The sequence below is a fragment of the Psychrobacillus sp. PGGUH221 genome (genome assembly GCF_042055255.1).
In the GTDB taxonomy this organism is placed as follows: domain Bacteria; phylum Bacillota; class Bacilli; order Bacillales_A; family Planococcaceae; genus Psychrobacillus.
Genome location: NZ_JAQMHQ010000008.1, coordinates 162340 through 187903, shown reverse-complemented (window position 1 = coordinate 187903; position 25564 = coordinate 162340). Strand labels below are relative to the sequence as shown.

Genomic DNA, 25564 nt, shown 5'->3' with positions numbered 1-25564 from the left:
CAACTTTCTATTTAAGGAAGTTGGTTTTATTATGTCATAGAAGTGCTTGAATTCCTAAAATAACTGCTTTGTAATAAGAGTCCTCATGTGGAACAAAGGAGTCCCTTTCAACTATTTTTTTTAGTGGAATCCTTTCTCCTAATTCATTCAACTGATATCCCTCGACTTCAATGGCAAGAACTTCATTCCTCCAAAGTGCTGTAAACTGTTTAAAATCCGTCCTTACTATTCCTGAAACTTCTTCTACTTGGAGGTTAAAGTCTTCAAAATTTACATTGTTATTATATATAAAGACATTTGCTAACTCGTTGTCTATAAGTTCTCCTGTTGTGACGGAATAATCTATTACACCGAGCGGAACGAGCTCGTCAAAAGTTACCTCTATTCCAAGTTCTTCTCGTACCTCTCGTATACCGTCAACCACATTTTCAGTAGCCATTAAATGTCCAGCCGCAGTAATGTCTAGTAAACTAGGATAATCTTTTTTAGTCTCACTTCGAATTTGTAAATATATATACCCTTTCCCTTCCTCACTACAAATAAACCAACAATGAAACGTTTCATGCCACAATCCAAGCTGGTGAACTTTTTCTCGTGTCGCTGTTCCTATTTCTAATCTATTTTCATCAAATATTTTCAGCATTTCATTTTCCATTTATAAATCCTCCTTATATGACAATTATATTACAGGTGCCTGGCACCAAAAAACGTGAATGTTTAAACATTCACGTTTGTTTTGGTTATACATACAATTTAAGAGCCGATGATTAATTCTACAAATTCATCTAGTTTGTCATGGGAAACTAAATTTTGATTACATTTATGGCTGTCCTGGCAAATGTAGTTCCCTCTTTTAATATAGGCGTCTTGTGTCGCACCTTTTGTGGCAGAAGTAAACATACCAATTTCTTCAAAGCGATTACATAAAGTACATATTCCTTTTTTGTTGGAATTTTTGTAGCCACCGGAAATCCCTATAAGCTTACCATGGTGTTCTACTATTAAGTATTTTTTATTCGTCCCTTTGTCCAACCATCCCAAATAAGATATTTCACTAAAGTCTACTTGTTCTAATGAAGGCATTTTTAGTTTCTTTGCTTTTGGAAATAATTTCTTTATTGTTTGTTCTTTTATTTCTCTAAAAGGAACTACATAGGGTTTTATTTGCTCCAAAAACACTTCCGCATCTGATTTTTCCTTTACTTCAACTATTGGATTTAGTAATAGTTTTTGATCTTCATGTAACTCTTCGAACAGCCCTAAAACTTTTTCAATCGTTAGCGACTTTAATGCATTTAATACAGCTTGATCATTTACAGTTGCATGCCCATTAATTAAGTTTTGTGTCTGATATTTAATAAAGTTGTATTGATCACTTTTTATGAAAGGATTCATTTCCATCCCTCCTATTTCACTTTTTAACAAATCATTTCTAATTTATTGTAGCGGAAATGACTTTTTTTATAAATGGTAAAGATGGCTATGAAATGTTCTCGCCATATAAAAAGCTGATAACCATGTATAAAAGGGTCACCAGCTCCTGATTTATTTAGAATAAATGATTTTTTTAACAGTTTCCACAGAAAGAAAATGTTCTGTAGCAAGCTGATTCATCGGAACTCCATTTTTATAAGTTTGCTTAAGATAGGCATTTCGTTCGTCAATACGCTTTCTTTCTCCTGAAAGCGCCCCCCACTGTTTATAACTCTTTTCTGGTTTCGGAATATAAATTGTTTCCCCTTGAATATACTTTTGAATTTCCTTCACAAGCTCCTCAGGTAAAACAGAATTCGCTTTTATATAAGTCATTGCGCTCGCTCCCTTATTTTTATCACTTTCAATAAGGTGCAAAGCCACAAGTTGAAATGGCGATTAATATTTATTTAATGACTCCCCACGCAAAGTATCGCCTTTCCAAAAATAGGCTTTGCATGAGACGTTGCGCTCTCTGGCAATTTACATCGATTTGCCATTACACTCACCCCCCTAGTAAACATCTTAATATAAGCATACCACGATTACAAAATACATATATTTTTTAGATGGCAAAAAATATATGAACAGGTGGTTATAATCATAAAAAAAATTACTATTCTATGTGCAGCTCTTTTCATCTCTATTATTTTTAGTACAACCACTGGACAAGCAGCAGTAGAAACACATTATGTTGGCTTTAATGATCAATTATTAGATTTTAGTGATGTACAAGTTATCAATGAAGACACGAAAGTTCCGCTGGAAGAAATAGCAGCTTATTTAGATATTCCGTATGAAACAGAAAAAGGAAATACCTTTATACGAAAACAAGACTTAGAGATTATTTATAACGAAACATCGAACAAAATTACTAAAAATGGAACAGCCCTTAGTTCGGTTCCTTTTGTGCGATTAGATGGAAAGCTGTTCATTAGTGTTAAATTTATTGCTACAGAAATAGGATATAAAATTGAAAACTTTCCAAAACAGAAAACACAGCGAATCTATAGAGATGACTGGATTCGTATGTCTCATCCAGAATATGAAATTTATTTAAAACAACAGCTGAAATCTAAACAAACACAAGCAAAACCAGGAAAAGCAACTATTTACTTAACATTTGATGATGGACCAAATAAATTCACAGCAGTAAACAATGCCACTTTAAAAAAATATAAAGTGCCAGGTACTTTCTTCTTTTTAGGAAACAATATGAAAAAGAACTCCCCTATTATTAAATCAGTCGTAAAAGAAGGCCATTATATCGGAACACATAGCATGACACATGATAAAAGCATGGTTTACAAGTCCGCAAATTCTTTTATTAACGAAATGAACGAAGGAACCAAGCTAATAAAAGAAATGACCGGGTTGGATTCAAAACTCGTTCGAACCCCATACGGCAGCAAGCCCCATATAACGACAGCCATGAAAAATGAATTAATTAAAAATGACTACAAACTATGGGATTGGGACGTAGATTCACAGGACTGGAAATACACGGACAAACAAGCAGACCAAATCGTGAAAAACGTAAAAGTGGGAGTAGAAAAAGCCTTTAAATCAGGTGATAAAGACATCATCATCCTACTACACGACAGAAGCCAAACAACAAAAGCCCTACCCCAAATTATCGAGTGGCTTCAAAAAGAAGGCTATACACTAAAAACTTACGAACCCAAACAGCATATCGTCCAAAACTTCCTATATGACACATCCCTCTAACCAATTATTACAACAGTATTACTGGTGCCAGGCACCAAAACAAACACGAATAACACGAAAAACGCGATTAACATGAATGTTTGCAGATTCATGTTAATCACGTTTGTTTTAATAATTATGAAAACTTCATTATTATTATTTATTACCGTTTTTTAATTGTTCTAATAAGCTTTGAATTTTGTCTCTTTGGCCCATTGTTTCCTTTTCATGAGATTCAATTTTATACGTATCACCCAAAACTGTTATGGAGACAATATCACCTTCCTCTAAAGGCACCTTTATCTGATCACGAGCTACGAGAACGCTTTCTGTTTCATTTGGATGCTTTAAAAATACTGCATACTCACCATCAAAACGATCTAATGTATACTTATTTGACCTCACTAATAACCTCTCCCTTCTCATTTATCAAGCTAGCTGCATCTCCGTCGTTTCTCCAAACCTGTCTCTTTGTCCATTGAAGGTATCCATGACCTTCCTTGGCACTAGGACCACTTGTAATATAGATAGTTTTGCCAGCTTCTAAATCCATGTTTGGAAACGTAAATACTTGATTACCTTCCGTGGAGATAAGTTGCCAGCCCTCTAAATTTACGGCTTCATCCCCAGTATTTTTTATACCCACTATTTCCCCTTGTAAGTCCTTACTCAAAATCACGATGGATGGGGTGGATACCGTTTTTTTCGCTTCCACTTTGTCTGGACTGTCTTGGGTCGAAACAGAATAATCAACTCCGTTTGTCGTTACTACAATATTTCCAACTTCCGCTGTTGCATATGCTTGGGATTTCACTTTTTTAATATGGTTCACTACTTCTTGCTTTGGATGACCGTAGGAATTATCTTTTCCATAACTTAAGATAGTGACCTCTGGTTTAACTGCTCGAATAAAATCTTCTGAGGTGCTAGTGTCGGAGCCATGATGTCCTGCTTTCAAAAAAGTAGACTGCAGGTTGTATTGTTTCATCATGCTTTTTTCTACCTTAATATCCGCATCACCAGTTAAGAGAAATGATACTTCTCCATATTGCACTTTTAACACGATAGAAGCTTCATTATTATCATCCGATTCCTCTCCTACATTAAAAACAGTAATATCCATATTAGAATCTAATGAAATCTTATCCCCTTTATCTGGCACGACAAACGGGATTTTCTTATCAACTATAAGCTGAAGCATATTTTCATATGTCTGTGATGTATGTATTTTCCCTGAATCTATAAAATGATTAATTGAGATGGAATTTAACACAGCAAGAAGACCACCTATATGATCGGCATCCGGATGAGTTGCGACGACATAATCTAACTTCTTCACTCCCTGAGCGCGTAAGTAATCCACCACTTCTTTACCTGAGTCTCTCTTGCCACCATCTATTAACATAGTTTTTCCATCCGGTGATTGTATAAAAATGGAGTCCCCTTGTCCCACGTCAATAAAATGAACTCTCAATTCATTCCCAGGATTTATTTGGGTGGCAGACGTTTCCACTTTTGTATCAGTTTTTTCTGATTGCATCTCTGTCGTGCAGCCGAAAATGAGAAAAATCATGCATGCACTTAGTAATGTAAAAAAATGTTTCATATAAACCTTCCTTTTTTAATACTGTTTCCTATTTTAACATAGAATTTCTATAATCCTTGACATATGTCAAACCCTGTCATAGAATTAGCAATTGTGATTTATCAAACGTGGTTCGTGAACCTCCCACTTTAAAAAACTAAGGAGAAATGAATAATGAAAACTAAAACACTTGCTACAAGCGGTATTATTGCTGCTTTATATGTAGCGGTATCTTTACTGGTGGCACCATTTGCATTTGGTGCAATACAATTTCGAATAGCTGAGATGTTTAACCACCTTGTCGTGTTCAATAAAAAATATATTTTTGGTATTGTACTCGGTGTATTTGTAACAAATCTGTTTTCCCCACTCGGTTTATATGATTTAACTTTTGGGGTAGCACATTCGATTATCACTTTGTCCATCACTATTTTTGCATCCAAGTATATTAAGGGTCATATTCCTCGCATGATATTCAATACATTACTCTTTACTGTCACAATGTTTATCATTGCAATTGAATTAAACCTAGCATTGGGATTACCTTTCTTTTATACATGGCTTACTGTTGCAGCTGGTGAATTTGTCGTATTAGCAGTTGGTATTCCAGTAATAGCTGCTTTAAATAAACGCTTGAACTTTAAATCACTTTTGTAGGAAATATTTAGAGGGTGACTCAAAATAGGTCGTTAAAAACGACTTTTTGAAGTCACCCTCTTTCCTTTTGGGGTTTGTTCACTGATATGATTTGGTTGCCCTTATATAATGATTGGTTGCTCTAATATCACAATTGGTTGCTTTCATCTAATGAATAGTTGCTCTCATACTCAATTTTGTTGCTCTTAACCAATTTTTAGTAAATAAATTGAGATAATTATTACTTATCAATTAACCCCTTCTCTACTAAGAAATCATGTGCGACATCTTCCGCCTTATCTCCATCGATATCCACCCGTGCATTCATTTTTAGCATATCTTCTTCAGATATTTTCCCTGCCAAATCATTTAGCACTTTTTCAAGCTCTGGAAACTTCTCTAATGCTTCCAAACGAACAACCGGCGCTGCATCGTACTTAGGGAAAAAGCCTAGGTCATCTTTAGTTGTTTGTAACTCAAAGCGTTCAATTCGACCATCTGTTGTAAATGCAGGAATAATATCCACGTCTCCATTTTTCACTGCCTCATACATGACGTTTGGGTCTAAACTTTCGGTTCTTGTGAAAGTAAATGGGTACGAATTAATAAAGTCATCATAGCCGTCTCCCTCTCGTTCATAAAATGCATGAGGTGCACCAAATACCATATTTCCAGTTCTTGAAACTTCCACAAGATCCGAATACGTTTTTGCATCATAATCTTTATCCTTGGCATACGCGAGTGTGTACGTATTCTCAAAACCAAGTGGACTTAACCAAGTTGCTTGAAACTTTTCTTCATATCCTTTTTTCACTCGCTCTAAAACACTTTCAGAGCTTTCTCCGACTTCCGACTCTTCCTTAAGCACATCCTTCAATCCTGTACCTGTATACTCCACATACAAATCAATATCGCCCTTTTCTAAGGCAGGAGTCATAATTGCTACCTCACCAAGACCTTCTTTATACTCAACATTATAGTCCGTCTTCGATTCAATATACTGTCCTAATATTTGAGGCAGAATAAATTGTTCCGTCCAAGGCTTTCCACTTATTACGAGTGTTTCCTCCGAGTTGGAGCTGGAGCAAGCCCCTAATAATAATGATGCTGCAATCCCAATCGTTAATAATGATCTTTTCATTCCCGTTCATCCTCCTGTTTTCATACCTTTTGGTGTAGCTTTTCTCTCAATCCATTTCAAAGCAAAGTCAAACAAAATAGCCAATAAAGCAACAGGTAAGGCACCAGCTAGCACAAGAGAATTATTATATGACTGCAATCCCCGATATATGACATCTCCCAAGCCACCTGCTCCTACAAATGTTGCTAAAGTCGCTATTCCGACAGTTAAAACAGTTGCTGTTCGAATACCCGCCATAATAAACGGTAAGGCCATAGGAAATTCAATTTGCCATAGGAGCTGGTTTTTAGTCATTCCCATCCCTTTACCTGCTTCTAATATCGAGCCATCAATACTTGTAACGCCTGTATATGTATTACGTAAAATCGGTAAAAGTGCGTAAATTATTAAAGCAATTAATGCTGTTTTAGCCCCAATTCCAATAAGAGGAACTAAAAATCCAAATAAAGCTAAACTAGGAATCGTTTGAAACACAGCAGTAATTCCAATTATCGGTTCGGCAAACTTGCGATACCTTGCAACGAAAATGCCTAATGGCAGGGCAATCGCAATGCCAATAGCAAGTGCAATAAAAGATAAGTAAATATGCTGAATAAAAGCTTCTTGGATTAAGTCTGATCTACTTTGAATAGTTTCTATAAAGCTTCGCATCTAAACCACCTCTTCCTTTGCAATAATTGCACGAAGAAGGACGGATTGATTTACATATCCTAGCGGTTCATTTCCCTTTTTAACTAACAAGCTCTTCACTGCATCATTATCTAGTAAAGCAATTGCTTCCTCTAACAATAAAGTGGCATCTACCTCTAAATAAGGTGTTTCCTTATCTTCTTCAAAGAACGTCGTAAACTCTTGTATTTCTCGCAATGAAAGGGACTTTGTTTTATTTATTCGCTCAATTCCTATGAAATCTTTTACAAAATTATTAATCGGTTTTTCTATTAACTCGGTTGGGGAGGCTATTTGCTCTATCTGTCCTTTCCTCATTACAATGATCGTATCTGCAATCTTTAAAGCCTCATCCATATCATGCGTGACAAAAACAATTGTCTTCTGAATCTTCTCTTGCAGATACTTTGTTTCTATTTGTAATTGCTCTCGACTAATTGGATCTAGAGCACTAAAAGGTTCATCCATTAAAACAATTTCCGGGTTTCCAGCTAAAGCCCTTACGACTCCAATACGCTGCTGTTGTCCTCCACTTAGCTCTAAAGGATACTTACCTAAAAACTGTTCCGGATCAAGCCCTACCATTTTCATAAGTGCATGAATTCGTTCGGTAGTTTTCTCTTTTGTCCACCCTATTAAATTTGGAACAAGTGATGCATTTTTTTCAATCGTCATATGTGGAAACAAACCAATACGTTGAATTACATAACCAATAGTTCTTCTGAGCTTTACCTCATCAAGCGAAGAAACTGCTTTACCATCTATAAATATTTCTCCTGAAGACGGCACTACTAAACGATTAATCATTTTCATTAAAGTTGTTTTCCCACAGCCACTTGGTCCTATAATTACAGTTAATTTCCCTTCTTCTATTGTTAAGGAAACATTATGTAAAGCCTCCGTACCGTCTTCAAATACTTTGGACACCTTCTCAAATCGAATCAACCATCTTTCCTCCTTCATACACTATATTTAACTGTTACTATATATACCCTAAAAAGTTGGATTAAAGCCTCTCTTAAAAATAAAAAACCAGATTCAACATTAGAATCTGGTATATACATTATAAAGATTTCATACCCGTTACCTCGGCAACTATCTCATATGAACGCAGGCGAGCTTTTGGATCATATATCGTTGTATTGATAATCATTTCGTCGGCATCCGTTTCATCTAGAAATGCTTGAAGTTTTTCTTTTACTTCGTCTGGATTTCCGATAATTGTAGATTTCAACTGACTCAAAATACTTTCTTTCTCAAAAGTTGTCCAAATCCCTTCCAACGTTTCTACTGGAGGTTGTAATTGACTTGGCGTATTTCGAATAAGACTTAAAAACTGTAATTGATGAGATGTAGAAAGTATTTTTGCCTCTTCTGTAGTATTAGCTGCTATAACATTTAGCCCTACCATCGCATATGGTTTATCTAATATAGAGGATGGCTCAAAATAGTTGCGATACCGCTCTAAAGCAGGCAACGTATTTTGCGGTGAAAAATGACTTGCAAATGAAAATGGCAAACCTAATTGGGCAGCTAAAGTAGCACTAAAACCGCTAGAACCAAGCAACCAAATCGGAATGTCTTGCCCCTCCCCTGGTATCGCTCTCACTTTATTGAATCTAGAATCAACATCCAAATATCCTTGCAGTTCTTCTAGTTGCTGAGGAAAATCTTGCCCATTATTTCTAGGATCTCTACGTAATGCCATCATTGTCACTTGATCTGTACCAGGAGCTCGACCTAATCCTAAATCAATTCTCCCTGGATACATTGCCTCGAGTGTGCCAAACTGTTCTGCTATAACAAGGGGGGCATGGTTAGGAAGCATGATTCCACCAGAACCTACTCGGATTCTTTCTGTCGCCGCCGCTACATATCCAATGACAACCGAAGTAGCTGAACTTGCGATGCCAGGCATACTATGATGCTCCGCTAACCAAAATCGATTATACCCCCATTTTTCTGCATGTTGTGCTAAGTTTTTTGTATGTTGAAATGCTTCGCCTGGATTGCCACCTTGTGTAATTGGCGCTAAATCCAATACAGAGAATTTAATCTGATCTAATGATTTTTTTTCGCTCAATTTATCTCACTTCTTTCTAGCATTAAAAAATGCTAATTAAAAGATAGCGTACATTTTCAAAAATACAAAATAATTGAACTGAAAAAGGTAGCAGCTCGCAAGCTACTACCTTCCATATTTTATTTTGCCAGTTTGAATTCAGAAACAATATCTTGAAGCTGCTCAGACATTTCTGCCAAAGACCTAGAAGCGGCAGTCATTTCAACCATAGAAGCGTATTGTTCTTCCGCTGCAGCAGCTACATTTTGTGTATAACTAGTAGACTGTTCTGTTACTTCTTTCGTTTTATTCACTTCGTTTACAAGAACTTCCGTGTTGCTATTTATTTCTTGAATTTCCTCGGAAATAATAGAAAGCTTATTATTAATGAGATTTACATCCTCTGCTATTTTTTCAAATGTTTTTCCAGCGTTCGAAACATAGCTCATCCCACTTTCTATCACTACTTTTCCTTCGTTAGCAGTTTGGACAGTATGCTTCGTATTTAACTGAATTTCACCGATTAAAGAAGATATATTTTTAGCTGCGTTCCCGGATTCTTCCGCTAGTTTTCTTACTTCATCCGCTACAACTGCAAACCCCTTACCATGTTCTCCTGCTCTAGCCGCTTCTATAGCTGCATTTAAAGCTAGTAAATTTGTTTGCTCTGCAATACCAGTAATTACATTAATAATCTCGCCGATTTCTTGTGATTTATTTTCTAAAAGCACCATAGATTCGGTCGTTACCGAACTTTGATTATTAATTTGCATCATTTGTTCTACTGTTTGCCTTATAACCTCATTACCTGCTAATGAATCTTTAGACGTTGCGATGGATAGTTCGTTTAATTCCTTAATATTTTTCGCTATTTCTGTAATACTTGTAGAGATATATGAAGCAGAGTTTTTAGCTTCCTCTATTCCAACTAATTGACTTTCCTGACCCGAAGAAATTTGTTGAATAGATTCTGTGATTTCCTCCGAAGCTCTACTTGTCTGTTCACTGCTAGCAGTAAGCTGTTCGGATGTTGCAGCTACTTGCTGTGCCGAATTGGAAACAGACGTAATCACTTCTTTCAAATTGGTTGCCATTGTATTTATTCCAATAGCTAAATGACCAAGTTCATCTCTATTTTTTATCTTTATACTTTCAGTAGATAAGTCTTGCTCGGCAATTTGTGTAACACTTTGAGCGATCCTTTGGATTGGTATACCAAGATGTCTAGAAAATAAATAGATTACAACAATACCAATCAATGCACTAATTGCCAGTGTTATTAAGATAGTGAAAATAATATTATTCGTACCTTCATTAAACGCTTTCATATAAGTCCCTGCACTGATTACCCATCCCCAATTAGGATCAAGCGCATTATACGTAATTTTAGGAGCTATCGTTCCTGGTTGATTTGGTAAATCCCATTTATATTGAGTGAAACCACCACCAGATTGTGCAACTTCGATCATTTCCTGAACAAAATAATTTCCGTCTACATCTTGTTTATCCCAAACATTTTCTCCTTCTAATGAAGGATGAGCGATTTCTAATCCATCTGTTCCATAAACGACAAAATATCCATTCATACCTAAATCTACTTTAGATGTTATTGTTCGAGTACCATCACTTTGTAAATCTCCGAGTAAATATTGTTTTGCTTGTTCCTGCGCCTCTTCTAATGTCAAATCTCCATTTTCCACCGATGTATTTAATGACTCGATAACTAAAAGAGCCATCTCCACACTATTTTTAAGCGTTTTTTCTCCCAGTTCATCTAAGTTGTTTTTAGCTGAATAATAACTACTTAGTCCAATTATTAAACTCGGAATAAGTAATAAACTAATAGCAATAATAAAAAGCTTAGAACGAATATTCATTCTTTTCCCCCCCTAAGTAATAGACAGCTAACAAAAAATCGTAGTCTCCTTATTAACCCCTCTAATTGAAAATAAGGATTTTCTCTATGTATTTTTAACTACTTATTTATTATATCGTCATTTTTTCTAAATCTTTAGTATGTTATGAATTTAGTATTAATTACTTATTAAATGATAAAAAAGCCTACTTCGTAAATAGAAGTAGGCGCGATAATATTAATATTCTTTTTCAAATTCCTTTGTACTTCTTACAGTATCGAAATGGCGTACCATACTTTCAATCTCTTCCCGTTTTGGTTCTAAAAATGGAGGCAATGATAACTTTTCTCCAAGTGTTTCGTAAGGCTCGTCTCCCATGAATCCTGGACCATCTGTAGCGAACTCGAACAATAGGCCTGGCGCTACTCTTGCGTATAAAGATTGGAAGAAAAAGCGGTCTACAAAACCAGACGTTTGAAAACCGAAGTTTGCCATACGTTGAATCCACTCTTCCAATACTGCACGGTCTTCCACACGGAATGCTGCATGGTGAACTGTCCCAAAACCTTGACGACCTGGCGGAAGAATAATGTTTTTCTCAACGATTACTTGTGCACCATTACCACCTTCTCCGACCTCGAATAAGTGGAATGAGCCCTCTTGTGCAATCTCTTTAAATAACAAAACCTTTTCCATCACTTCTTTTAAATAATCGAACTCAGCAATCCTAATATGAATTGGCCCTAGACCAGTAATAGCATACTCTAAAGGAATTGGCCCTTTCTGCCATGGAGTACCTGTTGCAACTCCTTCATTATTTTCATCTGAGATTAATTGATATTGTTGGTCATCAAAATCTACGAAAGAAAGCACTTTTGTTCCAAATTGATCTTCAATTCCCGTATGCTTTACATCCAAACGATTAAAACGCTTAACCCAATAGTCTATTGCAGCATCACTTGGCACTCGGAAAGCTGTTTTAAAAATTTCATTTGTGCCATGAGTACCTTTTGGAATATTTGGGAAGTCAAAGAAGGTCATATCTGTACCTGCTCCCCCAACATCATCCGCAAAAAATAAGTGATATGTTTGGATATCATCTTGGTTTACCGTTTTCTTTACTAAACGCATTCCTAATACATAAGTGAAAAATTCATAATTTTTTTCCGCACTACTTGTAATTGCTGTTACGTGATGCATGCCTTTTAAATGATTCATATATTTCCCCTCCGAATTTATCTTTAATTTAAGTATCTCTAATTCAAAGTAATATTAACATGTTATAAAATGCTTGTCAATTAAAGTATTGCCATTTAAATTTTTATAATACTAAATACTAAATACAGGTATCAAACAAATAAAAACACACTTAGCAAATAAGTGTGTTCAGGTCGTAGACTATCTCGAATTTTTTTATATAGATTTGAACAGGTTTTCCGAAGCTTATCGCTCGCTTTCCGCGGGCGATCGAACGCTTCAGCCAACTGCTTTTTTTCTTCCATCTGAACACACTTAAAAAATAAGTGCATTTTTTATAACGCTATTTTCTCACTATTATACGAAAACTTATCTAGCCACTCAAAGGATTTATTAAATAACTCTTCTTCCAATGCATAACTGGAAAAGGTATAATCAGCTTGCTCCACAAAATGCTTATCCACTTCTTTTTTACATCCTCTTTGACGCAGCGCATCAAAATAGCTATATGTATGTTCTGTAGGAACGTCCTCATCCTCTTTTGCATGAATGATGAAAGCTTCATCTTTATAGGAGCAAATAGCTTCTAATGGGTGATGATTTTTTAAGTCCTCTAAAAATAAATGACTGACGTAGAATCCATTATAATCTACTTTTCCATTCACTCTCGCTAATTCAACTGTCTCAGCACCCATAATGTTTGTAATATCTTCGTAAGGTTTACCTACTGGTGACCACAAAATAAGTTTTCGAATGCGTCTATCCTGAGCAGCCGTAATGGAAGCTACAGCACCGCCTAGACTATGTCCAATCAGAGTAATATTCTCGGCATCCACTTCTTTAATCGATGATAAATAATTTAGTACAGTCTGTACTTCCTTTAATTGTTTTGTAACCATAACATTAGAATAATCACCGTCGCTCTCACCACATCCACTAAAATCGAAACGGAATACACTAAACCCTCTTTTAGTAAAAAAACGAGCAGCCTTCACAAACATTCGATGCTCTCCTACTTTACTACCTAAAAATCCATGTAAAATAACAATGAGAGGAACTTTCTGTTCATTAGAGTTTGAAGGAAGATGGAGTACTCCGGAGAGACATAATTCATTTGAAAGGATTGATACTGTTTGTTGTTTCATATTTAACTTCCTTTCATAAGTTAATTTTTTTCTGTTTCACTAGTATGTTAATAGATATAATAATGGAAATGACTTCTTTAGTCAATTAAATATAGTGGTTTAGTAGGAATTAATAAGATACAAAAAGAGGCTTCCATTATTGGATGCCTCAGATGTAATTCTGTATTCACTATTACACATCTATTTCTGTTCCTATTTGTTGTTTTTTCGCTTTATTATATACACCTTTTGCTACTGCCAAATCAAAATAAGCTGCTCCTACCGATTTAAAAAATGTAATTTCTTCCTCGTTTTCACGACCAATTATTTGACCGTTTACAAGCTTTCCTAGTTCGCCATGCACATCGTCAAATGACCATTTCCCAATTTTTTCTGCATGCATTAATTCTCCTGCTTCATCTTTAACACCCTCTAGGTCATCTACTACAATTTTTGACGCTCTAGTAATTGTGGTGATGTCTACTTCCAACATATGTGGCAAATAAGAGCCCACCCCATTTATATGAGTTCCTTTTTTTAAATCTTCTCCTTTAAAAACAGGTTCATTAGAGCGAGTTGCACAGCATATTATATCTGCTTGTCCAACGGCAACTGACACATCTTCAAATACTTCATAAGGTACCTCTACACCAAATGACTTTAGTTTTTCACCAAACATTTCAGCTTTTGAAGTAGTGCGATTCACTAGTAAAATACGGTCAATTTTACGAACAGCAAGAACAGCTAATACTTGCTCAAAGGCCATTGCTCCTGTTCCTATCACCGTAACCACTTTCGCATCTTTTCTCGCTAAATAATCTGTTGCTATTCCACTTAAAGCACCAGTACGAAGTCTCGTTAAATACGATGCATTCAGCATTGCTATATGCTCTCCATTTTGTGCGTCTGATAGTAATACTACCCCTTGAGTAGTCGGTTTACTTTTTTGAGGATTTTTTGGAAAAATTGTCACGACTTTAACTGCAGACACTTCTCCTACTAGATCAGCACTTGGCATATATAACGCAGAAGCTTCGTGTTGCGGAAATTCTATTACTGTTCGATGCGGATTTGCAATTTTCTCTGTTTCTTTCGCTATTAAAACGTCTTTCACATCTTTTATTGCCTCTGTCATTCCATATGTACGCATAATCTGTTCTTCATTTACTACTAACATTTTTGCAACCCCCATTTATATAAAAACTCGTCTTCCCTAGTAATGGCAAAGACGAGTTATTCTAATAACTTTATACTTGACTCAATTCTTTTGCTTTTCTACTATTTGTAGGCTTTTTTAAACCAGCATCATTATTTACATCATCTAAATGTTGTTGACTTCGATCTTTAACAGCCCAAATTGCAACTAAAGATACAAGTGCTGTAAAGATTATATAGCATGCTACTGGAATATAGGAGTTGTTAAATTCAAGCATTAAGCTTGTAGCAACTAGTGGAGCAGTTCCTCCAGCTACTGCTGCACCTATTTGATAACCAAGAGTGATACCAGTGTAACGAACTTTCGCATCAAAAATTTCTGAGAACATAGTCCCTAGAACCGCAGTAATAGGTGCCCAAATAATTCCTAATGCAATAACTGTAGCAATTACTAATAATACCACTGATTGTTGCTGTAACATCCAGAAGTAAGGGAAGGCAAATAACGCCATACCAACCGTTCCAGTAATATACACTTTTTTACGTCCAATTCTATCTGATAAGCTACCCATAATCGGAATAAGAATAGTTGTTACGATCGTACCAATCATCACAGCATTTAAAGTAGTAGTTCTTGAGAAACCTAAATTTGTTGTTGCATATGAAACAACAAAAGTACCAAAAATATAGAATGGAGCTGTTTCTACTACTTTCGCTCCAATTGCAATTAATACTTCACGCCAATGATACTTAAAGGTATCAACGATTGGAAGCTTTGGAATATCTCCTGATTCCTGAACCTTTTTAAAAGAAGGAGTTTCCTCAATACCTTTACGAATCCATAAACCAAAGATAACCAATAATGCACTGAATATAAATGGAATACGCCAACCCCATGTCATAAACGATCCTTCAGGTAATAATGTCATTAGAGATAAAGCGATTGTTCCTAGAACCATCCCGATTGTCACACCCATTTGAGGGATAGCGCCATATAATCCTCGTTTTTCTTTCGGGGCATACTCGACTGCTAATAGAAGAGCTCCACCCCATTCTCCCCCAATACCTAACCCTTGAACTAAACGAAGAGTGATTAGAAGAATCGGAGCCCATACTCCAATTGCTTGATATGTTGGTAGTAATCCCATTCCAAAGGTAGCTACTCCCATTAAACTTAACGTGATAACTAATGTCTTTTTACGTCCTATTCTATCACCAATATGCGCAAAGATTACCCCACCAAATGGTCGGATAAAAAAAGCCAAAGCAAATGATGCATACGCTAATAGTAAACCAACTGTTGGGTCTTCTGTAACAAAAAATAATTGATTGAACACTAAAGCTGCTACTGTCCCATATAAGAAATAATCAAACCATTCTATTGAGCTACCTACTAAACTTGCAATCCATACCTTCCGCATTTGTTTTGAATCCATATTACTTCCCCCTTTCAAAAAATTGAAGTGTCACTTTAATTATCCCTTTTTTTATTGTAGATTGTTGAAAATTTTCTGTCAATAGGTTTTTAATCTATTAACATTGAGAGTTCTTTCAAAAGTAATGTATGATGATAGAAATAACGTGATAATTTAAAAGGAGAATTATGTATGTCTTCTAATATAGGTATGGTTTTAAAAAATCTTAGAAAAGAACGTAAACTAACTTTAAAAGAGTTAGCAGAACAAACGGGGGTATCCATAAGTTTCCTTTCACAAGTAGAACGTGGTAAATCGAGTGTCACTTTAGAATCTTTAAAAAAAATAGCAGATGCTTTAAAGGTAAACCCAACTGTATTTTTTCCTGAGAACGATAAAGAAAAGGATTTAAAGGAAATACGAGAACAATTCTATTACAAGGATTTATCCTATGGTATACGAGAAGCTGCCTACTCTCCCATTTTAGTTATACTACAGCCTGGAGAAAATGAAGGAAATGCATTTTCACATGGTGGACATGAGTTTATTTTTGTTATTAAAGGAACATTAACTGTGGTAGTAGATGACCATAAAGAAGAGATACAAGAGCACCAGTCAATTATGTTCGATGCGAATAAAATGCATTATTGGTATAACCTAACAGATGAACCGATAAAATTTTTAGTAGTCTCCTCGAAATGAACACAAAAAACGCTTGGAACAAATCCAAGCGTTTTATACTGTAGACAAAGTACCCCGAGAGTTCGGCACTGTCTATCCTTTCTGAGACAGGAATAAAACACCCTTTTATGCAGCCAATTGACGGTATTGAACCGGCGATTGGCTGTTTAGTTTCGTTTGAATACGGGTCTTGTTATAATAAGTAATGAATTCTTCGACAATCTGTATCACACGTGCGTTCGTTGTGCGATAGATATCGTCGAGATAGAACGTTTCAGACTTTAGCGTGGAATGAAACGTTTCGATAGGGGAATTATCAGCTGGCGTGCCTTTGCGGGACATGCTCATGGTAATTCCTTTTTCCTTGACTGCTTTTTGATAAGCATAGGATGTATAAACGGAACCTTGGTCACTATGCAGAATACACCCTTCTGGTAGCTCAGGCAGTTGATAGAGCGTGTCCAACACAAAATCGGTGTCTTGTTTGATACCGATAGTTTGTGCCACAATCTCGCCATTGTAGACATCGAGAATACTAGAAAGATACATCATTGATTGGCCATAAGGCAAGTACGTAATATCTGTGACTAGCTTCTCCATGGGTTTAGATGTTGTAAAATCACGTGCCAATAAATTCGGTGCGACGTATGCGGGTTGCCCGGTACGCTTGCGTTTCTTCACCTTCACTTGACATTGCCAACCATACTTTTGCATGACACGCTGCACAGTCTTCTTGCAGACTCCTGGGTACAGAGCGGAGATCTTTCGATAACCATATCGGAATTTATTCTGTTTGCACAACTCACCAATCTGCTGATCTCGAATCTCCTTATGTGTGAGTTGATCCGCATTCTTTCTCCAACGATAGTATGACGAGCGACCTACGCCTAGATGATGGCAGATCTCTCCGACCGACATAAACTCCTTAAATTCTTCTACTAACTGGATTGTTACTTTTGGAACCACTTCCTTTCCAATTCCTCGTACTTTTTTAAGACTTCGATTTGTTGTTTTAAATACCGATTCTCAGCCTGTAGCTTGGCAGTCTCACTTTCATATTTCGATCCTTTGCCGAAGGCATATTGTTTACCAACTGGTTGATAGAGACGGTGGATTTCTCCATTTCTATACCATTGCATCCATCTTTTCAATTGCGCCTTGTTCCGAATGTTCAATTTTTCCATTACTTCTCTTACCGGTACCTTTGCCAATCGCATTTCAATCGCCTTCATTTTCACTTCTATTGGATAACTGACTCTTGTTCCCATAGAAAACATCTCCGCTTTGAATTTAGGTATTGTATACCCGTTTTTCAACGATAGGTGTTTTTATTTGTCTCATTTTTTTAGGTCAGTGCGTTCGTCTCTCGGGGTACTTTGTCAATTTTGAAGGTTTTTGATTTCAAATTTCCCTATGATTTTTACTTTCTGTACACTGCGTAGGCACGTGTTTCTTTCCTTACGATTTTCTTGCCATACTTGCGTTTATTGGCTCTCGCCTTCACATGAGTTGAATCAATGAATACATGGTCTTCTGTTACTAGACCACGGTCCATAATCTCTATTAGGATCCGAAGATTTGTTCAAAGATGTCGGTCTCTTGAAAACGACGTGCGTAGTTCTTACCGAAGGTTGAGAAGTGTGGTATTTCTGTATGAAAACCAAATCCTAAAAACTAGCGATACGCCATATTCGTTTCAATCTCTTTTATTGTTTGGCGCATCGAACGGATGCCAAATATATATTGAATAAACGTCATTTTAAATAACACAACGGGATCAATCCTTGGTCGCCCAGTAGCAGAGTAAAGATGTTCTACTAATGGATAAATGAAATGGAAATCAATCGCGGCATCTAATTTACGGACCAAATGTGCCTTCGGTACAAGCTGCCGTTAGCATTTCAAGTTGTTCACGTTCATTGATTTGGTTTTCAGTCATCATTCAACACCTTAACATCTTAGAAATTTAGAAAATCAACACTTTTTATATAAACCAACACTAGTCGATTGGAGTGGAAGGCGCGAAGACTCCTACGGGAACAGCACGAGCCGAAGCACCCGGACTGAGCGTAGCGAGGGAGAAGGCTGAGGCCGTGCCCGTGTAAAGCGTAGCGCCTGAAATGGAAATCGACGATTTCTTACTATGTATTGTAAATAAAAAAAGACTATAGACAATTTCAAATTTCTTTGAGTTTGTCTATAGTCTGAAAATCTTGGAACAAATCCAAGCGTTTTATATCCTAAACTAATTGCAAACAGTATTCTACTTCACCTTCAATTATTTCGCCCGTTTCCTTAAATCCAAAACGCTCATATAGCTTTCGTGCTAATTCATTATCAGGCTCAGTTGATAAATAAATTGCATCACAGTCTTCTATCCTTTTCATTTCATCTATTATCAATCCAATTGCTCGCTTGCCATATCCTTTTTCTTGATATCTCCTATCAATCATTAATCGACATATTTCATATTTTGAAAGATCTTCTGAAAATCCATACATTGTAAACCCTATTAATTTGTCATCCACTTGAATTCCTTTAATAGTCCATCCTGTCTCAAATACGGATTGAACAATTGAAAGAGCATTAGAAGCAACAAACTTCTCTGTAATGGTTGCATGGCCATTTTCATTTGTAGTTAAAAAAACTGTTTTCAACCAATTTTCCTTTGTTATATCTACTAAATTCATACTTATGATTTCCCCCGATAATACTTGCTTTGTCTATATTTCTTATTTTCTTACTTTTAATTAACTTTTTTCGGTCCATTCCAATACATTTCTCTTAGTCGGAATTTTTGAAGTTTACCTGTGGCTGTTTTTGGTAAAGCCTCTACAAAGTCAACCGCCTTCGGTGCTTTAAAATGTGCCATAGTTGAGCGACAGTAATCAATAATCTCTTGTTCTGTCACATGGCGATCAGGATGGAGAACAATTATGGCCTTTGGTACTTCTCCCCATTTTTCATCAGGCACGGCAATCACGGCTACTTCTAAAATATCTGGATGTTTATAAAGAACCCCTTCAATTTCTGTTGAAGAAATATTTTCCCCACCTGAAATAATCATATCTTTAATACGGTCTTGAATCTCAATATATCCATCTGGATAGGTTACGGCTAAATCACCTGTATAGAACCATCCATCTTTTATAGCTTCAGCCGTTTTTTCAGGATCCTTATAATACCCTTCCATCACAACATTACCTCGAGTGATGATTTCCCCTAATTCCTTTCCATCCCATGCCACTTCTTTTCCATCTTCTTGACTTACTACTTTTGTTTCCCCATTAAACGCAAGCTCAATACCTTGTCTTGCTTTAATCGTCGATTGCTCTTCTGCAGACTTATCATCAAATTCTTTTTTCCACTCACAATATAAGATGAAAGGAGATGTCTCGGTTAACCCGTATACATGCATCATGTTCAAACCTAAAATGGCTTGTGCTTTTGCAATAAGAGCTGCTGCAGGTGGAGCACCAGCGGTAGCCATACGTGGGTTAGTTGTAATCTTGACCTCTTTTGCCTTTGGTTCGTTAACTAGCATGTTCACTACTGTAGGTGCCCCACACAATAAAGTGATTTTATGCTCTTCAAATAAATCTAATATGAGAGGAGGATCTACTTTTCTTAAACAGATATGAGTAGCTCCAGTAGCTGTTATTGCCCAAACTCCTCCCCATCCATTCGCATGGAACATTGGCAATGTGTGCAAATATACATCATCATGATGAACGCTTAAGTGGTACATAAAATTAGCTGCATTCAAATAATTACCCCGATGAGTTAGCATAACACCTTTCGGTTTTGAGGTTGTACCACTTGTATAATTTACGGTTAGCAATTGATTTTCATCAATTGGTGGTAATGAAATCTCTTCTAGATCCTGTTGAATAAAGTCCTCAAAATCAATTCCTTTTAACGAATGAGATTGCCCTTCTACAGATACAATGACAATTTGATCTAAAGACAAGTTACTTTCAATTTTCTCAATTGGCCCAGTAAACTCTTCATCTACGATAAGCATCTTGGAATCACTGTGTTGTATTATATATTCCAAATCCTCTGCATTCAATCGATAATTTAGGGGTACCATTACGGCTCCAAGCTGACAAATACCATAAAAGCATTCCAACATGTAGTGTGTATTTGGAAGCATAACTGCTACATGGTCTCCTTCGCTTATTCCTGCTTGGCGCAAAGCGTTGGAAAGCTTGTCTACACGTTGCCCAAACTCTTTATATGTAAACTTTTTCTCCCCATCTATTACTGCTATCTTTTTCGGATAGTATTTTACTGCTCTGCGTTTCCAGTCTAACGGTGTTAATGGTGAAAACATATGATCAGCTCCTTTTCTATTTATCTATTTTATTTATAATGGAATAACCTTATTCTTATTTGTCCCAAAAACTCCTTTTTGAGTGAACAATTGAATAGTCTCTGATTGGAAACCAATTTCCTTCATAATCTCCATAGAATGTTCTCCCGTTTGTACTCCAGAAAAACGGTATTCAGGTAAGTTATTAGAGAATTTTATAGGGAAAGCAATTTGATTTTGCGAGCCTCCTTTTTGATTTGGAACGGAGATAACCATTTCTCTTGCTTTAATCTGCGGATGGTTCACTGCTTCTGAAAAGCTCAATACAGGTTCAACACAGCCATCGAATTTATCTCCAAGAATATTTAGCCATTCATCAAAGGTCTTTTGTTTAAATGTTTGTACTAATAACTCTTTGAAAGTCTGCTGGTCCTTTTGCCTCTTACTACCACTTAATGTTAATAAACTTTTATCACCGATTAGTTCACAAAGCATTTCCTGAAATTTCGGTTCTAAGCTCCCAACTGAAATGTATCGATGATCACTAGTCTCATAATAATCATAAAAACTACCGCCATTTAATAGTAAAGACTCTTCTGTTGGCTCTTCATTCCCCACCAAATATCCTGGTCCATACATAGCATTTAAAGAAAAAGAAACATCTGTCAGACTAATATCGATATGCTGTCCCACTCCAGTTTTATCTCGATTGTATACCGCTGCTAATATACCGATAACAGCAGGCATTGATCCTCCAGCTATATCAGCAACTTGTATGCCAGACGGAACAGGAACCTGTTTTTTCCTAAAAGAATAACTTGGGATGCCAGCTATTGATAAATAGTTAATATCATGGCCAGCTTTATGCTGTAAAGGGCCTGTTTGTCCATAACCTGTAATCGAGCAAAAAATAATTTTCGAATTAATCTCTTTTAATCTGTCATAACCAATTCCAAGTTTATCCATAACTCCTGGCCTAAACTGTTCAATAACAATATCGTAATCTTGAATTAGTTTATATATTATTTCCTTTGATTCCTCTAATTTTAGATTCAGAGCCAATGAGCGCTTGGAACGATTCAGATGAGCGAAAGTGGCTGATACATCTCCATCCTTAGGATTAATATGTTTTAGAAAGTCCTCTCGATCTGGTGATTCTATTTTTATAATATCTGCACCCATGTCTGCCAGCATCATTGTTGCAAAAGGACCCGGTAGTAATGTAGAGAAATCTAAAATCTTTAAACCTTTTAATATCGACATCCCCATCTCTCCTTATCTATATACCGATTTATCTAACTATTCAAATAACTCTATATAAATTTAATTGTAAAGAATTCCACGATTGCTTTCAATATAATTAATCTATTTCTAACAGTTTTTTCGGTTTGCGTTTACACTTTTGCGGGAATATCTCTATTGCAGATAATATAAACTAGGGGGAACTACAGATGGCTAGAAAGCCGAGCAAGCCATGGAGTAAGAGAAAGAGAATTATTATGGGCTCAATTGGTGTTATTGCACTTATTTATATAGCCTTGATTTTATGGCATACATATAAACCTCTTCCGGAAGGAGTTTCATTCGCCGGAAGGATGCATAAAACAGATACTGTAGAATTTATCACCGATTTGACGTATGCTCAGGACCAAAAAGGAACCGAGATGGTACATGAGAATCATATATTCGAGGAAGTTTATACGATGATTGAGGAAGCGGAAAAATTTGTAGTGGTAGACTTTTTTCTATTTGATGGATACTATGACGACGATATAAACTTCCCTCGCATTGCAGATACACTTTCTATTTCTCTAGCAAAGAAAAAGAAAGAGAACCCTGACATGCCTATAGTTTTTATCACAGATCCTCTAAACCAAGGCTATGGATCCTATGAAAACAAATGGTTTAAAAAAATGAGAGATGCAGGAGTCGAAATCGTATACACTGATTTAGATTCTTTAAGAGATTCTACTCCAGTATACTCCGGTATATATCGATTATTTTTTCAATGGTTTGATATTGGTGGAAAAGGTTGGATTCCAAATGGAATGGCCAGTGAAGCACCCAAAATGACAATTGCTTCTTATATGAAATTACTTAATGTAAAAGCTAACCATCGCAAAACAGTTGTAACAGATAAAGAAGCCATGATCACGTCCTCCAATCCACATGATGCAAGTGGATTCCATGGGAATATTGCTTTAAAAGTAACCGGTCCTATTTTAAATGACATATTAGAGGCAGAGGAAGCCGTTTCTTTATTTTCAGGAGGTCCTAAGCTTCCAAGAGTAGATGTGGAAAAATCAGATGGACAATATGAAGTACAATATTTAACAGAGAAAAAGATATTGGATGCACTACTGAAAGATTTGTCCGCAACAAAGGAAGGAGATAAAATTTGGCTTGGAATGTTTTTTATTGCTAAGCGAGACATTGTAAACGCCCTAATAGAAGCTGCAAATCGAGGCGTAGAAGTAAAGCTCATTCTAGACCCAAATAAAAATTCCTTTGGGCAAGAAAAATCCGGACTTCCAAATCGTCCGGTTGCACAAGAAATGATCGAGGATACAGAAGGAAAAATTGACATTCGTTGGTATAATACAGTTATTGGACAATACCATACAAAAGCTATTTGGATTCAATCAGACGAGCATACTATCATTTCGAATGGTTCCGCAAACTATACAGAACGGACATTAGATAACTATAATCTTGAAAATAATCTACGTGTTATCGCACCAAATGATAGTGATTTAGTAATCGAAATGGAAGATTACTTTGAAAGACTCTGGAATAATAAAGACGCCATGTACACTGTCGATCAAGATAAATATGAAAACAACTTCACATGGTGGCAACGTTGGATTTACTCTATTCAATTTTTCTTTAAAGTAACAACCTATTGAAAATAACCCCCAAATCTAGAGGGGCACTGAAAAACTCTTCAAGGTATCTCTTAGCGAGTATGTAAACGACATGTCGTTCACATACTCGCTTTTTGTCTGGGCTCCGTTGATTTCCATTCCATGCGGACGCTTTCCGCCGGCATGGCTTCAGCCGCTTCCCTTGCTCCTGCGCAAGCTCGTCGCAAAAATTAATTTCGCTATGCTCAGTCCAGGGTCTTCAGTTCTTGCTGTTCCGGCTGGAGTCGCCGCCTGAAACGAAAATCAACTTTTACATGCTTCTTTAGAATAAATTAAAATAAATACAGGTAGGTGCTCCCCATGATTTCAACCCAAGAAACCCTCGATTTAAGTCAATACTTGGTGATTTACAAATTGACAAAGAAATAAGGCACTTTCTGTTCAAAAAGCAATTACGTCATTTAAAACGTAAATTTTTCAGTGTCCACAAATCTTGGAGGTTATTTTAGTATGCATATCGTTTTTTTGTTAGGATAATGATTGCGATTGCTGGAATCGTACAAATAATCATTCCAAGGAAAGACAATCCAGAAGATATTTCATATAAATATCCTCCTATTAAAGTTAATACGGCAGTGCCCCAGCTTAATGCAAAAGCTGAGTACACACCTTGCGCATTTGGAAGCTGTTGCTTTGGTAAGTTTTTTGTTAGATAACTGATAAATGCAAAGTGGGCTACGCCAAAGGACAATGCGTGTAAGCTCTGAGAAAAAATAAAAACCCAAACATTTGGAAACAAAAATACAAGTAACCAACGTAAAGTAGATCCAATTGCAGCTAATAACAACAAGGATGAAGGCTTCCAATTTTTAAATAATTCCGCCTTAGAAAAATAAATTATCTCAAAAATAACTGCTATATTAATAATCATTCCAATGTAGAAGCTATTTACACCTAACTCCTGCAAATATATATAGCCATAATTATAATAGGATGCATGTGCACCCTGTAATAGAATTACGATCAGAAGCACAATAGGAAAACTTTTAACTTTCCACAGACCACTTAGTGAAAGATTCTCCTTCCGATCTGTTTTTGTTGGCTTTACTAAAAGTTCTGGTGGGGATGGGAGAAAACGTATCAATAGCAGTAAACACAGCCCCACCATCATGCTCCATAAAATAGCCCCCTCACCGAAATAGCCTGTGAGCATACTAATGATAAGAACTGAAATTATAAAGCCAAGTGATCCATAGGAACGACTCTTGCCATAATTTACTCCACTTTGCTGGACTAATGAGCTTGCGGTGCTTTCAATAGCAGGAAGTAAGGTCGGGTAAACCGCATTAAATAAAATTGTTACCACAAAAAGCATACCAAACGAGGTAACAGGAATATAAAGTACAGTTACTATTAATGAGATTATCGTTAGCATAAACACAACAGCTTGGCTGCTCATATATTTTGAAGCTATTGGAAAAACAAACATTGTAGAAACTCCACGCGCAACTAATCCAAAGCCCATAATTAAACTCGCATTTGTTACACTTAATCCTTTATCTTCAACTAGCCAACCTGTCCAATAAGGTAGAAACACACCCCAAGTGATAAAAAACACAAAAAAGTTCTGTGAAAGCCATCGTTGTTTATTCATTTTATTCCCTCCGTAATAATTGCATCATAC

General features: G+C 36.3%; 23 protein-coding genes, 1 pseudogene and 1 riboswitch. Of the genes and pseudogenes, 4 read left to right on the top strand and 20 right to left on the bottom strand.

Annotated elements, in window-relative coordinates:
• Positions 1–34: 34 nt before the first annotated feature.
• The 3 genes from PGC35_RS14765 to PGC35_RS14755 form a co-directional block, all read right to left on the bottom strand.
• Complete coding sequence (locus PGC35_RS14765) at positions 35–655, bottom strand: NUDIX hydrolase (RefSeq protein ID WP_375219720.1); 621 nt, start codon at positions 653–655, stop codon at positions 35–37.
• A 98-nt stretch (positions 656–753) separates the two neighbouring features.
• Complete coding sequence (locus PGC35_RS14760) at positions 754–1395, bottom strand: FusB/FusC family EF-G-binding protein (protein WP_375219719.1); 642 nt, start codon at positions 1393–1395, stop codon at positions 754–756.
• A gap of 150 nt (positions 1396–1545) precedes the next feature.
• Positions 1546–1809: a CD3324 family protein gene (locus PGC35_RS14755; RefSeq protein ID WP_375219718.1), complete on the bottom strand. Its 264-nt coding sequence runs from the start codon at positions 1807–1809 to the stop codon at positions 1546–1548.
• Between the two features lie 255 nt (positions 1810–2064).
• Here PGC35_RS14755 and PGC35_RS14750 point away from each other — a divergent pair, with 255 nt between their 5' ends.
• Complete coding sequence (locus PGC35_RS14750; protein WP_375219717.1) at positions 2065–3201, top strand: polysaccharide deacetylase family protein; 1137 nt, start codon at positions 2065–2067, stop codon at positions 3199–3201.
• Between the two features lie 135 nt (positions 3202–3336).
• Here the strand turns inward: PGC35_RS14750 and PGC35_RS14745 are convergent, their stop codons facing one another.
• Positions 3337–3585, bottom strand: coding sequence for a DUF3006 domain-containing protein (locus PGC35_RS14745; RefSeq protein WP_375219716.1), 249 nt, complete (start codon positions 3583–3585; stop codon positions 3337–3339).
• Positions 3572–4786: an MBL fold metallo-hydrolase gene (locus tag PGC35_RS14740; protein WP_375219715.1), complete on the bottom strand. Its 1215-nt coding sequence runs from the start codon at positions 4784–4786 to the stop codon at positions 3572–3574. The genes PGC35_RS14745 and PGC35_RS14740 overlap by 14 nt, the downstream gene beginning before the upstream one ends.
• Positions 4787–4887: 101 nt before the next feature.
• Positions 4888–4932, top strand: a riboswitch (PreQ1 riboswitch).
• Between the two features lie 7 nt (positions 4933–4939).
• Here PGC35_RS14740 and PGC35_RS14735 point away from each other — a divergent pair.
• The gene (locus PGC35_RS14735; RefSeq protein WP_056833178.1) at positions 4940–5422 is read left to right on the top strand and encodes a QueT transporter family protein; all 483 of its coding nucleotides are present in this window, start codon (positions 4940–4942) and stop codon (positions 5420–5422) included.
• 220 nt (positions 5423–5642) lie between these two features.
• On the opposite strand, the gene PGC35_RS14730 is transcribed toward PGC35_RS14735, so the two are convergent.
• The 9 genes from PGC35_RS14730 to PGC35_RS14690 form a co-directional block, all read right to left on the bottom strand.
• Entirely contained in the window at positions 5643–6542 is a 900-nt protein-coding gene (locus PGC35_RS14730) for a glycine betaine ABC transporter substrate-binding protein (RefSeq protein WP_275789934.1), read from the bottom strand.
• 6 nt (positions 6543–6548) lie between these two features.
• Positions 6549–7193, bottom strand: coding sequence for an ABC transporter permease (locus tag PGC35_RS14725; protein WP_375219714.1), 645 nt, complete (start codon positions 7191–7193; stop codon positions 6549–6551).
• Positions 7194–8156, bottom strand: a complete 963-nt coding sequence (locus tag PGC35_RS14720) for an ABC transporter ATP-binding protein (protein ID WP_375219713.1) — start codon at positions 8154–8156, stop codon at positions 7194–7196. It lies immediately after the preceding gene.
• Positions 8157–8274: 118 nt separating this feature from the next.
• Positions 8275–9294: an LLM class flavin-dependent oxidoreductase gene (locus tag PGC35_RS14715; protein WP_375219712.1), complete on the bottom strand. Its 1020-nt coding sequence runs from the start codon at positions 9292–9294 to the stop codon at positions 8275–8277.
• Positions 9295–9413: 119 nt separating this feature from the next.
• Complete coding sequence (locus tag PGC35_RS14710) at positions 9414–11150, bottom strand: methyl-accepting chemotaxis protein (protein WP_375219711.1); 1737 nt, start codon at positions 11148–11150, stop codon at positions 9414–9416.
• 216 nt (positions 11151–11366) lie between these two features.
• The gene (locus PGC35_RS14705) at positions 11367–12347 is read right to left on the bottom strand and encodes a ring-cleaving dioxygenase (protein WP_375219710.1); all 981 of its coding nucleotides are present in this window, start codon (positions 12345–12347) and stop codon (positions 11367–11369) included.
• Between the two features lie 314 nt (positions 12348–12661).
• The gene (locus PGC35_RS14700) at positions 12662–13471 is read right to left on the bottom strand and encodes an alpha/beta hydrolase (RefSeq protein WP_375219709.1); all 810 of its coding nucleotides are present in this window, start codon (positions 13469–13471) and stop codon (positions 12662–12664) included.
• 172 nt (positions 13472–13643) lie between these two features.
• Positions 13644–14627 carry an ornithine cyclodeaminase family protein gene (locus tag PGC35_RS14695; protein ID WP_375219708.1) on the bottom strand — a complete coding sequence of 328 codons (984 nt, stop codon included), beginning with the start codon at positions 14625–14627 and terminating at the stop codon, positions 13644–13646.
• 70 nt (positions 14628–14697) lie between these two features.
• Positions 14698–16041, bottom strand: a complete 1344-nt coding sequence (locus tag PGC35_RS14690; RefSeq protein WP_375219707.1) for an MFS transporter — start codon at positions 16039–16041, stop codon at positions 14698–14700.
• 171 nt (positions 16042–16212) lie between these two features.
• Here PGC35_RS14690 and PGC35_RS14685 point away from each other — a divergent pair, with 171 nt between their 5' ends.
• On the top strand, positions 16213–16722 hold the full coding sequence (locus PGC35_RS14685) for a helix-turn-helix domain-containing protein (RefSeq protein WP_375219706.1): 510 nt from the start codon (positions 16213–16215) through the stop codon (positions 16720–16722).
• A gap of 105 nt (positions 16723–16827) precedes the next feature.
• Here PGC35_RS14685 and PGC35_RS14680 read toward each other — a convergent pair.
• The 5 genes and pseudogenes from PGC35_RS14680 to PGC35_RS14660 form a co-directional block, all read right to left on the bottom strand.
• Positions 16828–17969, bottom strand: a protein-coding gene (locus PGC35_RS14680) for an IS3 family transposase (protein ID WP_375219705.1) whose coding sequence is annotated in 2 segments (ribosomal slippage) — positions 16828–17681 and positions 17681–17969 — 1143 coding nt in all. Because the reading frame shifts where the segments join, the coding sequence is not laid out codon by codon here.
• A gap of 170 nt (positions 17970–18139) precedes the next feature.
• Positions 18140–18643: pseudogene (locus tag PGC35_RS14675) on the bottom strand (transposase); the annotation flags it as partial.
• Between the two features lie 298 nt (positions 18644–18941).
• Positions 18942–19391, bottom strand: coding sequence for a GNAT family N-acetyltransferase (locus PGC35_RS14670; protein ID WP_253278948.1), 450 nt, complete (start codon positions 19389–19391; stop codon positions 18942–18944).
• Positions 19392–19447: 56 nt separating this feature from the next.
• Positions 19448–21037 carry a long-chain-fatty-acid--CoA ligase gene (locus PGC35_RS14665; protein ID WP_375219704.1) on the bottom strand — a complete coding sequence of 530 codons (1590 nt, stop codon included), beginning with the start codon at positions 21035–21037 and terminating at the stop codon, positions 19448–19450.
• A 33-nt stretch (positions 21038–21070) separates the two neighbouring features.
• Entirely contained in the window at positions 21071–22279 is a 1209-nt protein-coding gene (locus PGC35_RS14660; RefSeq protein ID WP_375219703.1) for a CaiB/BaiF CoA transferase family protein, read from the bottom strand.
• A 188-nt stretch (positions 22280–22467) separates the two neighbouring features.
• On the opposite strand from PGC35_RS14660, the gene PGC35_RS14655 reads away from it, so the two are divergent.
• Positions 22468–23922 (top strand): phospholipase D family protein, encoded by a 1455-nt coding sequence (locus tag PGC35_RS14655; RefSeq protein ID WP_375219702.1) that lies wholly within the window; start codon positions 22468–22470, stop codon positions 23920–23922.
• A 463-nt stretch (positions 23923–24385) separates the two neighbouring features.
• Here PGC35_RS14655 and PGC35_RS14650 read toward each other — a convergent pair whose 3' ends face one another.
• Complete coding sequence (locus PGC35_RS14650) at positions 24386–25534, bottom strand: MFS transporter (protein WP_375219701.1); 1149 nt, start codon at positions 25532–25534, stop codon at positions 24386–24388.
• Positions 25535–25564: the final 30 nt, after the last annotated feature.

Excerpts from the sequence above, each read along its gene's own strand:
- PGC35_RS14760 (WP_375219719.1), bottom strand. The coding sequence starts at position 1,395 with ATGAATCCTTTCATAAAAAGTGATCAATACAACTTTATTAAATATCAG.
- PGC35_RS14765 (WP_375219720.1), bottom strand. The coding sequence starts at position 655 with ATGGAAAATGAAATGCTGAAAATATTTGATGAAAATAGATTAGAAATA.
- PGC35_RS14690 (WP_375219707.1), bottom strand. The coding sequence starts at position 16,041 with ATGGATTCAAAACAAATGCGGAAGGTATGGATTGCAAGTTTAGTAGGT.
- PGC35_RS14695 (WP_375219708.1), bottom strand. The coding sequence starts at position 14,627 with ATGTTAGTAGTAAATGAAGAACAGATTATGCGTACATATGGAATGACA.
- PGC35_RS14665 (WP_375219704.1), bottom strand. The coding sequence starts at position 21,037 with ATGTTTTCACCATTAACACCGTTAGACTGGAAACGCAGAGCAGTAAAA.
- PGC35_RS14725 (WP_375219714.1), bottom strand. The coding sequence starts at position 7,193 with ATGCGAAGCTTTATAGAAACTATTCAAAGTAGATCAGACTTAATCCAA.
- PGC35_RS14650 (WP_375219701.1), bottom strand. The coding sequence starts at position 25,534 with ATGAATAAACAACGATGGCTTTCACAGAACTTTTTTGTGTTTTTTATC.
- PGC35_RS14670 (WP_253278948.1), bottom strand. The coding sequence starts at position 19,391 with ATGAATTTAGTAGATATAACAAAGGAAAATTGGTTGAAAACAGTTTTT.
- PGC35_RS14755 (WP_375219718.1), bottom strand. The coding sequence starts at position 1,809 with ATGACTTATATAAAAGCGAATTCTGTTTTACCTGAGGAGCTTGTGAAG.
- PGC35_RS14735 (WP_056833178.1), top strand. The coding sequence starts at position 4,940 with ATGAAAACTAAAACACTTGCTACAAGCGGTATTATTGCTGCTTTATAT.
- PGC35_RS14660 (WP_375219703.1), bottom strand. The coding sequence starts at position 22,279 with ATGTCGATATTAAAAGGTTTAAAGATTTTAGATTTCTCTACATTACTA.
- PGC35_RS14710 (WP_375219711.1), bottom strand. The coding sequence starts at position 11,150 with ATGAATATTCGTTCTAAGCTTTTTATTATTGCTATTAGTTTATTACTT.
- PGC35_RS14700 (WP_375219709.1), bottom strand. The coding sequence starts at position 13,471 with ATGAAACAACAAACAGTATCAATCCTTTCAAATGAATTATGTCTCTCC.
- PGC35_RS14705 (WP_375219710.1), bottom strand. The coding sequence starts at position 12,347 with ATGAATCATTTAAAAGGCATGCATCACGTAACAGCAATTACAAGTAGT.
- PGC35_RS14655 (WP_375219702.1), top strand. The coding sequence starts at position 22,468 with ATGGCTAGAAAGCCGAGCAAGCCATGGAGTAAGAGAAAGAGAATTATT.
- PGC35_RS14740 (WP_375219715.1), bottom strand. The coding sequence starts at position 4,786 with ATGAAACATTTTTTTACATTACTAAGTGCATGCATGATTTTTCTCATT.
- PGC35_RS14685 (WP_375219706.1), top strand. The coding sequence starts at position 16,213 with ATGTCTTCTAATATAGGTATGGTTTTAAAAAATCTTAGAAAAGAACGT.
- PGC35_RS14730 (WP_275789934.1), bottom strand. The coding sequence starts at position 6,542 with ATGAAAAGATCATTATTAACGATTGGGATTGCAGCATCATTATTATTA.